The organism is Staphylococcus sp. EG-SA-14 (genome assembly GCF_017151935.1).
GTDB classification, from domain to species: domain Bacteria; phylum Bacillota; class Bacilli; order Staphylococcales; family Staphylococcaceae; genus Staphylococcus; species Staphylococcus aureus.
On the sequence record NZ_JACVZM010000005.1, the window covers coordinates 101,423 to 116,987 of the forward strand.

The 15,565-nt window shown below is 34.2% G+C and carries 17 protein-coding genes, 1 pseudogene and 1 riboswitch; of the genes and pseudogenes, 7 read left to right on the forward strand and 11 right to left on the reverse strand.

Translation table 11 applies throughout. The annotated features are described in order from the left end of the window. Positions 1-96: 96 nt before the first annotated feature. The gene (locus IDG63_RS05295; protein WP_001055897.1) at positions 97-360 is read right to left on the reverse strand and encodes a helix-turn-helix domain-containing protein; all 264 of its coding nucleotides are present in this window, start codon (positions 358-360) and stop codon (positions 97-99) included. 299 nt (positions 361-659) lie between these two features. Here IDG63_RS05295 and IDG63_RS05300 point away from each other — a divergent pair, with 299 nt between their 5' ends. Continuing rightward, positions 660-911, forward strand: a complete 252-nt coding sequence (locus IDG63_RS05300; protein ID WP_000466748.1) for a GlsB/YeaQ/YmgE family stress response membrane protein — start codon at positions 660-662, stop codon at positions 909-911. A gap of 38 nt (positions 912-949) precedes the next feature. Here the strand turns inward: IDG63_RS05300 and IDG63_RS05305 are convergent, their stop codons facing one another. Beyond that, positions 950-1,159, reverse strand: a complete 210-nt coding sequence (locus tag IDG63_RS05305) for a hypothetical protein (protein WP_000211676.1) — start codon at positions 1,157-1,159, stop codon at positions 950-952. 177 nt (positions 1,160-1,336) lie between these two features. On the opposite strand from IDG63_RS05305, the gene IDG63_RS05310 reads away from it, so the two are divergent. Beyond that, positions 1,337-1,918, forward strand: a complete 582-nt coding sequence (locus IDG63_RS05310; protein WP_000158374.1) for a histidine phosphatase family protein — start codon at positions 1,337-1,339, stop codon at positions 1,916-1,918. A 65-nt stretch (positions 1,919-1,983) separates the two neighbouring features. Here IDG63_RS05310 and IDG63_RS05315 read toward each other — a convergent pair whose 3' ends face one another. The 5 genes and pseudogenes from IDG63_RS05315 to ahpC form a co-directional block, all read right to left on the reverse strand. After that, positions 1,984-2,367, reverse strand: coding sequence for a hypothetical protein (locus tag IDG63_RS05315; RefSeq protein ID WP_000868251.1), 384 nt, complete (start codon positions 2,365-2,367; stop codon positions 1,984-1,986). Between the two features lie 254 nt (positions 2,368-2,621). Further along, positions 2,622-3,248 (reverse strand): NDxxF motif lipoprotein, encoded by a 627-nt coding sequence (locus tag IDG63_RS05320; protein ID WP_000746687.1) that lies wholly within the window; start codon positions 3,246-3,248, stop codon positions 2,622-2,624. Between the two features lie 72 nt (positions 3,249-3,320). After that, positions 3,321-3,557, reverse strand: a pseudogene (locus tag IDG63_RS05325) (hypothetical protein); the annotation flags it as partial. A 135-nt stretch (positions 3,558-3,692) separates the two neighbouring features. Continuing rightward, positions 3,693-5,216, reverse strand: coding sequence for an alkyl hydroperoxide reductase subunit F (ahpF, locus tag IDG63_RS05330; protein WP_000930487.1), 1,524 nt, complete (start codon positions 5,214-5,216; stop codon positions 3,693-3,695). Positions 5,217-5,231: 15 nt separating this feature from the next. Beyond that, positions 5,232-5,801 (reverse strand): alkyl hydroperoxide reductase subunit C, encoded by a 570-nt coding sequence (ahpC, locus tag IDG63_RS05335; protein ID WP_000052781.1) that lies wholly within the window; start codon positions 5,799-5,801, stop codon positions 5,232-5,234. A gap of 491 nt (positions 5,802-6,292) precedes the next feature. On the opposite strand from ahpC, the gene nfsA reads away from it, so the two are divergent. Continuing rightward, the gene (nfsA, locus tag IDG63_RS05340; RefSeq protein WP_001289312.1) at positions 6,293-7,048 is read left to right on the forward strand and encodes an oxygen-insensitive NADPH nitroreductase; all 756 of its coding nucleotides are present in this window, start codon (positions 6,293-6,295) and stop codon (positions 7,046-7,048) included. A 79-nt stretch (positions 7,049-7,127) separates the two neighbouring features. Here nfsA and IDG63_RS05345 read toward each other — a convergent pair whose 3' ends face one another. Continuing rightward, positions 7,128-8,516 (reverse strand): L-cystine transporter, encoded by a 1,389-nt coding sequence (locus tag IDG63_RS05345; RefSeq protein ID WP_000991020.1) that lies wholly within the window; start codon positions 8,514-8,516, stop codon positions 7,128-7,130. A gap of 84 nt (positions 8,517-8,600) precedes the next feature. On the opposite strand from IDG63_RS05345, the gene IDG63_RS05350 reads away from it, so the two are divergent. Continuing rightward, entirely contained in the window at positions 8,601-8,699 is a 99-nt protein-coding gene (locus tag IDG63_RS05350) for a hypothetical protein (protein WP_001792089.1), read from the forward strand. 715 nt (positions 8,700-9,414) lie between these two features. Here the strand turns inward: IDG63_RS05350 and IDG63_RS05355 are convergent. The 3 genes from IDG63_RS05355 to IDG63_RS05365 all read right to left on the reverse strand — a co-directional run bounded on the left by IDG63_RS05355 (position 9,415) and on the right by IDG63_RS05365 (position 11,701). After that, positions 9,415-10,371 carry a prolipoprotein diacylglyceryl transferase gene (locus IDG63_RS05355; protein ID WP_000956136.1) on the reverse strand — a complete coding sequence of 319 codons (957 nt, stop codon included), beginning with the start codon at positions 10,369-10,371 and terminating at the stop codon, positions 9,415-9,417. A 117-nt stretch (positions 10,372-10,488) separates the two neighbouring features. Then, positions 10,489-11,151, reverse strand: a complete 663-nt coding sequence (locus tag IDG63_RS05360; protein ID WP_000394698.1) for a hypothetical protein — start codon at positions 11,149-11,151, stop codon at positions 10,489-10,491. 142 nt (positions 11,152-11,293) lie between these two features. Then, positions 11,294-11,701: a general stress protein gene (locus tag IDG63_RS05365; protein ID WP_000763768.1), complete on the reverse strand. Its 408-nt coding sequence runs from the start codon at positions 11,699-11,701 to the stop codon at positions 11,294-11,296. Between the two features lie 179 nt (positions 11,702-11,880). Further along, a riboswitch (purine riboswitch) is annotated at positions 11,881-11,983 on the forward strand. Between the two features lie 230 nt (positions 11,984-12,213). Between IDG63_RS05365 and xpt the strand changes: the two genes are divergently transcribed. The 3 genes from xpt to guaB are packed head-to-tail and all read left to right on the forward strand — an operon-like array spanning position 12,214 to position 15,564. Beyond that, positions 12,214-12,792 carry a xanthine phosphoribosyltransferase gene (xpt, locus tag IDG63_RS05370; RefSeq protein ID WP_000421410.1) on the forward strand — a complete coding sequence of 193 codons (579 nt, stop codon included), beginning with the start codon at positions 12,214-12,216 and terminating at the stop codon, positions 12,790-12,792. After that, a complete protein-coding gene (gene pbuX / locus IDG63_RS05375; protein ID WP_000793023.1) occupies positions 12,792-14,060 on the forward strand; it encodes a xanthine permease PbuX in 1,269 nt (422 codons plus the stop codon). The genes xpt and pbuX overlap by 1 nt, the downstream gene beginning before the upstream one ends. Positions 14,061-14,097: 37 nt before the next feature. Beyond that, entirely contained in the window at positions 14,098-15,564 is a 1,467-nt protein-coding gene (gene guaB, locus IDG63_RS05380; protein ID WP_000264071.1) for an IMP dehydrogenase, read from the forward strand. The last annotated feature ends 1 nt before the right edge of the window (position 15,565 follow it).

The following is a 15,565-nucleotide window of genomic DNA, read 5'->3' on the forward strand; positions in this document are numbered from 1 at the left end:
TATTAATTAATAAAATACCCTCACAACGTAATGTAATATATCCAGTATAGATTTGAAAGGATATATGCCAAACGTGTTGTGAGGGTTTATTTGCATCTATTTATCCATGCGAATATCGACTTCTTCTAAATGTTTCTGATATTCTTTAACCTTACTTTCTAAAAACATTTCATATGGGGCATCAAAGAAGTCAGCTAAATGCATGGCATCTTTAAATTTAGGTTCATGGTGATGATTCTCCCATTCCCAAATTTGATGTGCTTCATATTTAGTACCATATTTCTCATTTAATTGCTGTGCTAATTCGTCAATTTCTAAATTATGTTTAGTTCGTAAGTTATATAAAATATGCATATTCATTGTTCATTAACCTCGCTTCTTGATTTAAAATTCAAAGATGCTCTAATAATATGTGTATATTCTAGTCCTATAACATAAAATAATCAAGCTATGAATTCGGCAGAAAAAATAATGTAAATGTATATGATATTGCCAGTACCGAGACTTTAAATAACGATAGCTACATTGAATAAAATTGATATTCAATTACTACTTTTAAAAATATTTGGATAAAAATAATTTGAATTTGTTTTAGAATTGTAAATAAGGGGTACTACTTAGAATAACGCAAAATAAATAGAAAAAGGAGACTGAAAATTATGTTTGGATTTATTGGAATGTTAATTGTCGGTGGCTTAATTGGATGGGCTGCTGGTGCTATTATGGGTAAAGATATCCCAGGTGGTATTTTAGGCAATATTATCGCAGGTATTATTGGATCATGGGTAGGTGGCAAACTATTCGGACAATGGGGTCCTGAATTAGGAAGTATTTACATCTTGCCAGCATTAATTGGTTCAATTATCTTAATTGCAATCGTAACGTTAATTTTAAGAGCTATGCGTAAATAATAAAAAAATTCAATTGGAAATTGAAATAAAGATGGCATTCAGTTGTCATCTTTTTTATTTGCGTGAAAATGGTCAATATGTATTATAATATTTGAAAATGTAGATAAGATAGGATTAAAAAGTAATAAATTAATATGAGGAAATTTTGGAAATAAAAAAGCGAGTATTTGACAAATAAAAAAAGGATGACGTTGGGTTGCGCCATCCAGGAGTATTATGTTCATGAATATAAAAGACTGTGTAGTCATTTAAGAACTACACCCATATAGTAACACATCACTTGATTAAAGACAATACTATTTTTAGAGTCATTAATTTAAAATATGAATTAATTCTTTTTTTAGAATAGAATATTAAGATTGATATCGAATTAGTAGTCAAAGTGTTATGGTAGATATGAAATACATAAGGTAAGGAGTAATATTATGACGATTTATTTAGTTAGACATGGCGAATCAAAATCGAATTATGATAATAAACATTTTCGATCTTATTTTTGTGGACAATTAGATGTGCCGTTAACGGATACTGGCACAAAAAGTGCAGACGATTTATGTGATTATTTTAAAGAGAAACAGATTAAACATGTATATGTTTCAGACTTATTAAGAACACAGCAAACGTTTGAACATATTTTTCCATATGACATTGCATCAACGACTACCCCTCTATTAAGAGAACGTTCACTTGGCGTATTTGAGGGTGAATATAAAGATGAAATCAGTGCGAATCCGAAATATGAAAAATATTTCAATGATCCAAACTTTAAAGACTTTCGTCATAGTTTTTCACAAAAAGCGCCTGAAGGAGAAAGTTATGAAGATGTATATCAACGCGTAGAACATTTTATGAATCATGTTGTCAATGAAGATACACAAAAAGATGATATTGTCATTGTTGCACATCAAGTTGTCATTCGTTGTTTGATGGTTTATTTTAACAAAGTTTCAAGGGCAGAAGCTGTGGATTTAAAGGTAGAAAATTGCAAACCATATATCATTGAATAGAAGTATAGAGGTTCTGAAAAACTGTGTTTTATAGCGGCCTTCAGAACCTTTTTTTCATTTGGAATTTAAGGGGAATCATTCTTTTCAACAGACTTACCACCAATGGCTAATGTGATAATTGTGCTTGTGAACAAAATAATTGAAGTTATAAATGACGCTAATGTAAAAGGTGTAAATTGTGTGAGCGATAACATCAATGATAAAAAGAACCAAGAGATAGCCCCTAGAAATTGTAAAATAGCAGAAGAAATTCTAAAACTCATATAATCATATATAGCTAAAACAAGTGAAGGTAATGCGACTAATACCATTATAATGATGTTGAGGGTGAATAAATATGGCTGTTCAAAAGTTACTGTGTTTGGTCCTGTTGGATGCATTGCTGCTAAGAACAAGCAAACAATCGTCGATAAAATTGCTAAAATAATAAAAGTAATTCGAACTTTCATCATGATCATCCTTTGTTTATAGAGTCAATATAAGTATGGAATATGTTAGGTATATAGTCAAATGCGTCAACTAATGGGAATTTTGGCATAGATAGAGAATTTAAGGCAATTAAAAAGGCATCAAACAGTAATATGCTGCTTGATGCCCAAATGATGACTTTAGCTAAATTGATTAGTCACTTTTAAAGATAAAGAATTGTCATGAATTAAAACTCATGTAATGATGTGTTACATTTCGCAATGATGGCTTTCAGTTATTTATCGATAACATCACTCTTGATACCTTTAGATTTTAAGAAATCTTTAATTTTATCTTGTTGCTTTTTATTAACATCACCGGCATATTTTGTTGGCACGTCGACAACATTGATTTTATTTTGCGGTTGATAGCTAAGCTTTTCAATATCTTCATCAACATTGGCGATTGTACTATTTAAAGCTTTGAAGTAATTCATCATTAATTCAACGGGTTTCTTATATTCTTTAGGAATATTGTTTTCAGTGACAAATTTCTTGAAATGCAAATCGTTTTTAACAGCTAAGTTAGATAAGTGGCTAAGTGTTTCTGCTTGTTTTTCAGTCACTTTTGTTTGACTGTCAATTTGTTTATCTAGTTTATGTTGCATAATATATTTGTTATCAAGTATATCGCTATTTACAGACAAATACTTTTCTATAGCTTGCTTCATCTCTGCATCACTAATATCACTATTTTTCTTATCTGAGTTAAAGATATCTTTTGTTTCTAATTTTTTAGCGCTTTTAGGTGCATGGATGCCAGTACTTGTATGATGATCTTCGTTATCAGATTGATCGGACGCGCAACCTGTAAGAATTAATGTCGATGCTAAAAATGTACTTAGTAGTAATCTCTTTTTCATAATGTAATATAACTCCTTAGTTTATCTTTAATTGAAAAAATATGTATTCATGTTTAATAGAGTAACATTGAATTAGTTTGGAATGTCACGATGACCTTGCAATGACCATAGACGTAAATGATTACGTGCATGAGTTGCTTTTTCTATCAATAATGCATCATTTTGGACGTTGTTAAGGATAGCTTTATCTATAAATAACTGCATAATTGGTTGTACTAATTTAGACGTAGGTATCGTACGTAAAAGCATAATAATTTCGTTCACATACTTTTCTTTCTCAATATCATTTTTCATATTGATTTGTTTGCGAGAGGTACATACTTTAAGCATTATCGCACATCTCGTTGTATATATTAAGTTTATCATAACATGATTTTATGTCGGGATAAAAAAATAACAGCATCTTAACAAATGTAAGATACTGTCAGTGAAATGAATGAAACTTTAGTTTCTGATAATATAGTCAAAGGCATTTAATGCTGCATTTGCACCAGCGCCCATTGAAATGATAATTTGTTTGTTCTTCTGATCTGTGACATCGCCAGCAGCAAATATTCCAGGAACATTCGTATTATTGTTACGATCAATCACAATTTCACCACGTTCGTTTAATTCAACAGCATCGTTTAACCATGATGTGTTTGGAAGTAAACCAATTTGAACAAAGATACCATCTAAGTTAAGTAGATGTTCTTCGCCGGTGCTCATGTCTTCGTAACGTATACCTGTAACATGGTCTTCTCCGACAACTTCAGTAGTTTTGGCATTTGTTTTGATATCAACATTTGATAAAGAACGTAAACGATCTTGTAACACGTTGTCTGCTTTTAATTCGCTAGCGAATTCGAATAATGTAACATGATTAACGATACCAGCAAGGTCAATTGCTGCTTCAACCCCAGAGTTACCGCCACCGATAACTGCTACGTCTTTATTTTCAAATAGAGGTCCGTCACAGTGAGGGCAGAATGCAACACCTTTATTAATCAATTGCTCTTCACCTGGAATGTTTAGCTTACGCCAACCTGCACCAGTAGCAATAATGACTGTTTTACTTTCTAAGACAGCACCGTTTTCTAACGTAACTTTAATTGCTTCGTCAGTCTTTTCGATATCTGTAGCACGTATACCTGTCATTGCATCAATGTCATATTGATCAATGTGCGCTGCTAAGTTAGAAGAAAATTCAGAACCAGTTGTTTCTTTAACAGTAATGAAGTTCTCAATACCAGCAGTATCATTAACTTGGCCACCGATACGATCAGCAACTATACCAGTACGTAAACCTTTACGTGCTGTGTAAATCGCTGCACTACCACTAGCAGGACCACCACCAACGATTAAGACATCATAAGGTTCTTTATTTTCAAACTCAGATGCATCTGCCGTACTGCCTAGTTTCGAAAGAATATCTTGGATTGTCATACGACCATTGCCAAATTCTTCGCCATTTAAAAAGACAGCAGGGACTGCCATGATGTTTTCAGATTCTTCACGGAACACTGCACCATCAATCATAGAATGCGTGATGTTAGGGTTGATCACACTCATTAAGTTAAGTGCTTGAACGACATCAGGACATTTTTGACACGTTAAACTAATGAATGTTTCAAAATGGAATGAACCTTCTAATTTTTTAATTTGGTCAATGATTGACTGTTTTTCTTTAGGTGCACGACCACTAACCTGTAAAATTGCTAAAACAAGTGAGTTAAACTCGTGACCTAATGGAATACCTGCAAATGTTACACCTGTTTCTTCGCCAGGACGATTGACTGAGAAACTTGGTGTACGTTTTAAAGATTTTTCAGAAAGAGATAGTCTAGGTGACATATCAGTAATTTCTGTCAACAAATCTTTAAGTTCTTTGGATTTATCATCTGAACCAAGGCTGGCAACGAATTCAACGTTGCCCTCCATTAGTTCTAATAGTTGTTTAAGTTGTTGTTTTAAATCAGCATTAAGCATGGTTGTAATGCCTCCTTAGATTTTACCTACTAAATCTAAACCAGGTTGCAATGTTTTAGCGCCTTCTTCCCATTTAGCTGGGCATACTTCGCCAGGGTTTTTACGAACATATTGAGCTGCTTTGATTTTGTGAGCTAATGTACTAGCGTCACGGCCAATTCCGTCAGCGTTAATTTCAGATGCTTGTACAACACCGTCTGGGTCGATAATGAATGTACCACGTTGAGCTAAACCAGTAGCTTCATCTAATACATCAAAATTACGAGTGATTGTTTGTGATGGGTCACCAATCATAGTGTAAGTGATTTTGCTAATTGCATCTGAATGGTCATGCCATGCTTTGTGTACGAAGTGAGTATCAGTTGATACTGAGAATACATTTACGCCTAATTTTTGTAATTCTTCATATTGGTTTTGTAAGTCTTCTAATTCAGTTGGACAAACGAATGAGAAGTCAGCAGGATAGAAGCATACTACGCTCCAAGAACCTTTTAAATCTTCTTGTGTAACTTCTTTAAATTGATCTTTTTTTGGATCGAAAGCTTGCGCTGTAAATGGTAAGATTTCTTTGTTAATTAATGACATAAATATCTTCCTCCTAAGAATTTAAGTATGAATTAGAACTATCAATTGATTGCGCTTAATTATAATAATTCTAATCTCTTAGTTAGCATTATTACATTTTGATCCAGAATAGTCAACTGGATAACTTTGTAAAGTGAATGATTACTTTTAAAATAAAGAAAGATAATATAAAGTGCTTTGATAATGGATTTTGTAGTTGATGATTTAAAAGGTTGTGTCTATATTTAATATCTTGATTTTAATGTAAAAAATGTAAAAAAAGAAGATTTGTATTCTCAACTAAGTCAACCTTATTGATAATGGTGTGAGAATATTTGTTCGAGATGGATGAAGGTAATGAGTGAGAAACTGGATTTTTAAAGTATGAGACAATATTTTAAAAAGTTCAATTATTAACTTATAAGCAAATAATTGCTATAAAAAAGTTTGGACGTGTACAATTGCAATATGAAGATTTTAAATTAATTGTAAAGTATCGAGGAGTGGGTAACGTGTCAGAACATGTATATAATCTTGTGAAAAAGCATCATTCTGTTAGAAAATTTAAGAATAAACCTTTAAGTGAAGACGTTGTTAAGAAATTGGTAGAAGCTGGACAAAGCGCTTCGACGTCAAGTTTCCTGCAAGCATACTCAATTATTGGTATCGACGATGAGAAGATTAAAGAAAATTTACGAGAAGTTTCTGGACAACCTTATGTTGTAGAAAATGGCTATTTATTCGTCTTTGTTATTGATTATTATCGTCATCATTTAGTTGATCAACATGCTGAAACTGATATGGAAAATGCATATGGTTCAACGGAAGGTTTGCTAGTAGGTGCAATCGATGCAGCATTAGTTGCCGAAAATATTGCGGTAACTGCTGAAGATATGGGGTATGGCATTGTCTTTTTAGGATCATTAAGAAATGATGTTGAACGAGTTCGAGAAATTTTAGACTTACCTGACTATGTCTTCCCGGTATTTGGTATGGCAGTAGGGGAACCCGCAGATGACGAAAATGGTGCAGCCAAGCCACGCTTACCATTTGACCATGTCTTCCATCATAATAAGTATCATGCTGATAAGGAAACACAGTATGCACAAATGGCAGATTACGACCAGACAATCAGCGAGTACTATAATCAACGTACAAACGGGAATCGCAAAGAAACATGGTCGCAGCAAATTGAGATGTTCCTAGGAAACAAAGCAAGATTAGATATGTTAGAACAATTGCAAAAATCAGGCTTAATACAGCGATAGCAAGATACCAAAATAACCCGCCCCCTCTAGCTTAAAATGATAAGTATAGCTAGAGGGGGCGGGTATTTCTTGCAATGAATTAGTGTGAAGTTAATGCAGCATTATCATTTGAATCGAAAGTATCTTTATCCCAATGTTTAGTTAACTTGGCGGTACCTGTACCAGCTAGCATTGAATCGTTCACGTTTAATGCTGTTCTACCCATGTCAATCAATGGTTCAACGGAGATGAGCACGCCGGCTAAAGCGACTGGCAAGTTTAACGTTGACAACACCAATATGGATGCAAATGTAGCTCCGCCCCCGACGCCAGCAACGCCGAATGAACTAATAATCACGACAGCGATTAACGTTACAATAAATTGTAAATCAATTTCTACATTAGCGACGGGTGCGACCATAATTGCAAGCATTGCAGGGTAAATACCTGCACAACCATTTTGTCCAATCGACAATCCAAATGTTGCAGCGAAATTGGCAATACCCTCCGGCACGCCTAGACGTCTTGTTTGTGTTTGTACATTTAGCGGTAAGGCACCCGCGCTTGAGCGTGATGTGAATGCAAAGATTAATACTTCCAAAGTCTTTTTAACATAGCGAATTGGGCTAATACCTAACAGACTTAAAATAACTAAGTGAATGATATACATCGTAATTAATGCAGCGTACGATGCGATTAAGAATTTTCCTAAAGTCCAAATGGCACCAAAGTCACTTGTCGATAACGTGTTGGCCATAATTGCTAATACACCGTATGGCGTTAAACGTAAGACGAACGTCACAATCGCCATTACTAGTGAATAGATAGCGTCAATCGCACTCTTAAGCAATTCACCATGATCAGGTTGTTTGCGTGCTACGCGTAAATAAGCAAATCCTATAAACGAAGCAAATATCACGACAGCAATCGTGGAAGTTGCACGTTGTCCAGTGAAATCTAAGAATGGATTTTTAGGCAATAATTCCAAAATTTGTTGTGGTAACGTATGTGCTGTTAAATCTTTCGCTTGTTTAGCAATTTCGCTTCCACGTGCTTGTTCAGCGTTACCAAGATTAATTGTTGATGCATCTAAACCAAACACCAAGGCATACACAACACCAACAATTGCAGCAATGGTGACAGTGCCAATTAAAAAGATAAAAATGAGACTACCAATTTTAGCAAACTTTTCTCCGATTTGAATTTTAGTGAATGCAGCGACAATAGAAATGAAAATTAAAGGCATCACAATCATTTGCAACAATGCAACGTAACCTTGTCCGACAATGTTGAACCAGTCACTTGTTGATGTAATAACATTCGAATGTGTTCCATAGACAAGATGTAATAACACGCCAAATACAATGCCGATACCTAAAGCTGTAAACACACGTTTCGCAAAAGATATATGTTTGCGAGCCATCATGTGCAATATTACGATGAAAATCACCAATACGATAATATTAATCAGTGTAAGAAAAGCATTCATGAACGTCACTCCTCAAATTTTTGAATATAATTCCGACTGGTATGCTAAGAATAATATTAATTTTAAAATATTTCAAGAGGGCATTTGCAATTAAATGTAAACATGATGAAATTCGACCGTTGGCATAAGGGAATTTGTAAACAAATCGTTTTGAATTTAGTAGAGAAAGGTGAAAAGGGTTAATAGTGTTATGACCTAGTCGATTAAAGTTGATATTTGAAAATGAAGCAGGGCATTAAATGCAATAAATTAAATAAGTTGTCATTACAGCGTTAATAATAGAAATGATTTTAACAGGAAAAAAGTGATGAATATTTGGAAAAGATATATATCGTGCACTGTCATAAGAGATAAGATATGAGAAAACAAATGCATCCTTGAATCGAGATGTGGCTATGACGGTTTGATAAAAATTGCTAACCTCATATTTATTGAATAAAAAGATAATAAATGATCAACCTTGAAAAGACGCTTCGAACAAACACGTTGTAAAAAATTCTGTCGAATCAAAATTAGCATCTTTTGAGGGTTCGTGTGTGCAGGTGGTAGTTCAAAAGCTACCGTAAACAAATATTTTTGTTTGAGAAAAAAGGCGTTTGTAGTAAATGTGAATATGAGTGTGCCCTTGTGTGATTCGTCATTTACTAACACAGCCAAACATTTAAATTGAATGGGCTTATTAAGATGAATCTATTTAGGAATACACAGGAGCCATCCCATTTAAAAGTAACATACTATAAAAATTTATTCAAAATTCAATATTAATCATAATGAATAATTGAAAAACCTGAAACAAATTAGTTTGATATGCTCTCTTCAAAGTAGATATTGAATGGAGTATATCAGCTTGTTTCAGGTTTTATGAATTGAGTATTAAATTTGTGTTCAAATCACAAGTTTACAGGTTGAATAAACGTGCGAAGAAACCTTTTTTCTCTTCTTGAGGTTTTGGTTCTGACATTTCTGACTGTGAAGCTGTGCTGTCATTTTCTGCTTTCGCTTCCGATGAATCGTTCGAAGTAGCTTGTTTAGAAGCTTCTGCATGGGCTTCTGCTACTTGTTGTTCAGCATCATGTTGCGCTTCTGCATCTATTGTAGCTTCTTTATTTGAAGTCTCAGCTGCATTGCCATTTTTAGACTGCTCAACGCTGGCTTTTTCAATTGCTTCAGTTGCAGAAATTTGATCCTCTTTATCTACTTTAGTAGTAGTGCCATCGCCTGCATTGTCTGCTTTAGTATCCGTCTTAGCGTCTGTTGACGTATTCACTCCAGCAACCTTCGAATCTTTACTGTCAGCTTTATCTTCAGTAACAGCATTCTTTTCAACTTTATTTGTTGATTCAGCCAATACTTTAGCTTGAGATGCTTGTGCTTCTTGGATAGCCTCTTGTGATGTTTGGATAGCTTTTAAGGATTCGCTATTTGAATCGATTTTAGATGTAAGTTGATTTTGAAGTTCTTTTAATTCTTGTTGTTGCTGATGTACTTGATTCATCATTTGACCAAGTAGGTGACGTTCTTCGCGCATTTTCTGGATTTCTAGGCGTAAATCTTCTACTAATTGAGCGACATTTTGATTAGTAGGTAAGTTTTTGTCATCGTTTTTGACAATGACTTGCAGGAAGTCTTTTTCTTTTTCTAATTCATCAAACGCTAGATCATAACTATTTGTTTGTTTTACTTTGTCGGCAATGTCTTTGAAAAGCTCGATATCTTCTTCTTTGAAATCAGTTGCTTCACGACCACGATATTCAGTCTTGCTTAGTTGGTAACCACGTTCTTCTAAATGTTGAACAATTTTACGTACTTGCTTCTCACTTAGTTCTACGCGTTGTGCAAATTCTTTAGTTAACATACTTTAAAGTCCTTTCTGCATATACTTTATGTATACTGACGTTTGTCTACGGGCAGTGAAACGTCAGTCTTGCTTCATACATAGTTTAAACGTTATTGTTAGTGATTTCAAGTTTGTTTAAAATGGTTTACGTAAATCCATTTCTTCTAATAAAGCATAAATAATTTCACGTGCGATACCATTGGCAAATACATACTTCAAAATATAATTTGATTTAACACTTGTACCGTAGATATCCTTTGTCAGTTTAATATTTTTCTTTAAAAATAAGTCCACTTTTTTAGTGTGACCATCATTAGTTGGATGAATGTAATCAATTTCAGTTTGTCTTTCAAATTGATGTTCGTATAAAAACTGTCTACGGTGTTCAATAATGAGGCCGTTATCTTGTGTTAAATCTGCAGGTTCTTTAGGGACTTCCATCATTAAAAAGTTAATACTTCTAGAATGAACAAGGTTTGATAATAAGTTTAGTTCATGTTCAATTTGATGTAATGTTTGCGTCATTAACTCATCATGGTTGGGTAGGTCTTTTGCGAATAAATAAATTAAAAATGCTGAATTGGTTGTGGCTTCATAATGTGCAGTTGCTAGACTGACAACAACATCGTTTTCTAAGCCTACGATAAAGACATAATCGTTTTCGGTTTTGTTGTTTTCTAATGAGCGTTTGATGATACGTTTATCTTCAGTTAAAGATAAATTTAACTTAGTATCGTATAGTTTAAGTGCTTCGTTGTAATGTGGATCTTTGACAGATTGAATGGTTTTAAATTCCATAAGAACACCTCCCCAATTTAAATAATATTATAGCATAATCGCCTGCTGTAAAAGACTGTTCATAAACTTTTAAATGGTATAAAAAACTGCACTATCTTAAATTAGACAGTACAGTAATCTCATTTTGAATTCAGTGTGATAACTAAGCTTTGGGACCTTTAGATGCTTCAGCAAAATGTGTAATATCAATCTCTTCATAAGCTGAATTATTTTCATGCACTTCTTGATGTGATGATTTGTCACGAACCGCTACAACTAACATTTTATCGTCTAAAATAAGTTGTTTATATTTTTCTAATTCATCAGGCGCTAAGTTGTAGCGTGATAAAACTGCATGTTCACCATCTTCTCCTGTTAACAGTTTAGTCATTCTATCACTAAATGTTCCACTTGTTGAGATAAGGGAGATTTCAGAGTCGTGTAAGTCATTTAGGTGTAATTTACTTTTACTAATAATTGTTAGCTCTGATTCTAAATAACCTTCAGATTTCTTTTGATTGATTACGTTGTATAATTCGCCAGTGTCATTTACTACAGTAATATCTGCCATAGTTGTCGCCCCTTTAAAAATTTGTTTATTTAATCTTTTACCCTTCTTATTATAAAGTAAAACCCTTACATTATTAAGTTATAAGTCTTCATTCGCATTAAACGTCTCTGTACATTTATAAAACTATTAAAAGATTACCTAAGCAGTTATTGAAAAAATGCCGAAAATTTGCTATTATCGTTAAATAATTTACATAAACTCATATAATCTAAAGAATATGGCTTTAGAAGTTTCTACCATGTTGCCTTGAACGACATGACTATGAGTAACAACACAATACTAGGAGTAGCTTCAGCCATTAAATTGTAACCATGGTGGGTGATTTATATCATTTTACATGATGGTCACAGTTTATTTGATGAAACTTCTTTTACATTGATTGCATGACAAATTCGTTATGCATGTTCGTTCACTCATAAACCCTGAAACTATTATTTAGTTTGGGGATTTTTTTGTATCTAGCACCAATTTAAGAGCAAAATGTTTCACACAAATCTGAGGAGGTTTTAAGAGTGGAGTTACTAGGACAAAAAGTAAAGGAAGACGGCGTTGTCATTGATGAGAAGATTTTAAAAGTCGATGGATTTTTAAATCATCAAATTGATGCAAAGTTAATGAATGAAGTTGGTCGCACTTTTTACGAGCAATTTAAAGATAAAGGGATTACTAAAATCTTAACCATTGAAGCTTCCGGTATCGCACCTGCAATCATGGCTGCACTGCATTTTGATGTGCCATGTTTATTTGCGAAAAAAGCAAAACCTAGCACTTTGACGGATGGTTATTATGAAACATCTATTCATTCATTTACTAAAAATAAAACAAGTACGGTCATTGTTTCAAAAGAATTTTTATCAGAAGAAGATACTGTACTCATCATCGATGACTTTTTAGCAAATGGTGATGCTTCATTAGGATTATACGATATCGCACAGCAAGCGAATGCTAAGACAGCTGGTATTGGTATTGTTGTTGAAAAGAGTTTCCAAAATGGGCATCAACGTTTAGAAGAAGCAGGTTTAACAGTTTCTTCTCTCTGCAAGGTTGCTTCACTAGAAGGAAACAAAGTGACATTGGTGGGAGAAGAATAATGAAAAATTTAATCCTAAGTGTTCAACATCTTTTAGCTATGTACGCAGGTGCCATCTTAGTTCCAATCATTGTTGGTACAAGTTTGAAGTTTACACCTGAACAAATCGCTTACTTAGTTACAGTAGATATATTTATGTGTGGGGTTGCCACATTTTTACAAGCCAATAAAGTAACAGGAACAGGATTACCAATCGTTCTTGGATGTACATTCACGGCTGTTGCGCCCATGATTTTAATTGGTCAAACGAAAGGAATAGATGTACTTTATGGTTCGCTATTTTTATCAGGGATATTAGTTATTATCATCGCGCCTTTCTTTTCACATCTTGTAAAATTCTTCCCACCAGTAGTAACGGGTAGTGTTGTTACTATCATTGGTATCAATTTAATGCCAGTAGCAATGAATTACTTAGCTGGAGGTCAAGGTGCAAAGGACTATGGAGATGTTAAGAACATTTTGTTAGGTTTAATGACATTAATCATTATTCTTGTTTTACAAAGATTCACAACTGGATTTATTAAGAGTATTGCCATATTAATTGGACTCGTTTTAGGAACGATAGGTGCTGGCTTACTTGGGATGGTCGATATTAATCAAGTCAATCATGCCGGTTGGTTAGGCATCCCAGTGCCGTTTAGATTCTCTGGATTTAGCTTTGATGTGACATCGACGTTAGTGTTCTTTATTGTAGCTATCGTTAGTTTAATTGAGTCGACAGGTGTCTATCATGCGTTAAGTGAAATTACCGGTAAGAAGTTAGAAAGAAAAGATTTTCGTAAAGGTTATACTGCGGAAGGTCTAGCGATAGTGTTAGGTTCTATATTCAATTCATTTCCGTATACAGCCTATTCGCAAAATGTAGGACTTGTTTCTTTATCCGGCGCTAAGAAAAATAATGTTATATACGGCATGGTCGTGTTATTACTTATATGTGGTTGTATACCTAAGCTTGGTGCATTAGCAAATATCATACCGCTACCTGTGTTAGGTGGTGCGATGATAGCTATGTTTGGCATGGTAATGGCATATGGTGTTAGTATATTAGGACATATCGATTTTAAAAATCAAAACAATTTATTAATTATCGCTGTATCAGTAGGATTAGGTACTGGTATAAGCGCTGTACCACAAGCATTTAAAGGTTTAGGTGAACAATTTGCATGGTTGACTCAAAACGGAATTGTTTTAGGCGCAATCTCTGCAATTATTCTTAATTTCTTTTTTAATGGAATAAAGTATAAACAAACGGAAGAAAATGTGAAATAATATAACTAATTAATTTGAAAAATGGAGGCTGTTTTTAATGTGGGAAAGTAAATTTGCAAAAGAATCATTAACGTTTGATGATGTGTTATTAATTCCAGCACAATCTGATATTTTACCGAAAGACGTTGATTTAAGCGTACAATTATCAGACAAAGTTAAATTAAATATTCCAGTTATTTCTGCTGGTATGGATACAGTAACTGAATCTAAAATGGCGATTGCTATGGCTCGTCAAGGTGGTTTAGGTGTTATTCATAAAAATATGGGCGTTGAAGAACAAGCGGACGAAGTTCAAAAAGTAAAACGCTCAGAAAATGGTGTCATTTCAAACCCATTTTTCTTAACGCCAGAAGAAAGCGTTTATGAAGCAGAAGCATTAATGGGTAAATACCGTATTTCAGGTGTACCAATTGTTGATAATAAAGAAGATCGCAACTTAGTAGGTATTTTAACAAACCGCGACTTACGTTTTATTGAAGACTTCTCAATTAAAATTGTAGATGTAATGACGCAAGAAAATTTAATTACAGCTCCAGTGAATACAACACTTGAAGAAGCAGAAAAAATTCTCCAAAAACATAAGATTGAAAAGTTACCATTAGTTAAAGACGGACGTCTAGAAGGTCTTATTACTATTAAAGATATTGAAAAAGTTATCGAATTCCCTAATGCAGCAAAAGATGAACATGGTCGTCTACTTGTAGCCGCAGCAATCGGTATTTCAAAAGACACTGATATTCGTGCTCAAAAATTAGTCGAAGCAGGTGTGGATGTCTTAGTTATCGATACAGCACATGGTCACTCTAAAGGCGTTATCGATCAAGTGAAACATATTAAGAAGACTTACCCAGAAATCACATTAGTAGCTGGTAACGTAGCAACTGCAGAAGCAACAAAAGATTTATTTGAAGCGGGTGCAGACATTGTTAAAGTTGGTATTGGCCCAGGTTCAATTTGTACGACGCGTGTTGTAGCAGGTGTTGGTGTACCACAAATTACAGCAATTTATGATTGTGCAACTGAAGCACGCAAACATGGTAAAGCTATCATTGCTGATGGTGGTATTAAATTCTCAGGAGATATCATTAAAGCATTAGCTGCTGGTGGACATGCGGTTATGTTAGGTAGCTTATTAGCAGGTACTGAAGAAAGTCCAGGCGCAACAGAAATTTTCCAAGGTAGACAATATAAAGTATACCGTGGTATGGGCTCTTTAGGTGCGATGGAAAAAGGTTCAAACGACCGTTACTTCCAAGAGGACAAAGCGCCTAAGAAATTTGTTCCTGAAGGTATCGAAGGACGTACGGCATATAAAGGTGCGTTACAAGATACAATTTACCAATTAATGGGCGGTGTGCGTGCTGGTATGGGTTATACTGGTTCACACGATTTAAGAGAATTACGCGAAGAAGCACAATTCACACGTATGGGCCCTGCTGGTTTAGCAGAAAGTCACCCACATAATATTCAAATTACGAAAGAATCACCGAACTACTCATTCTAAT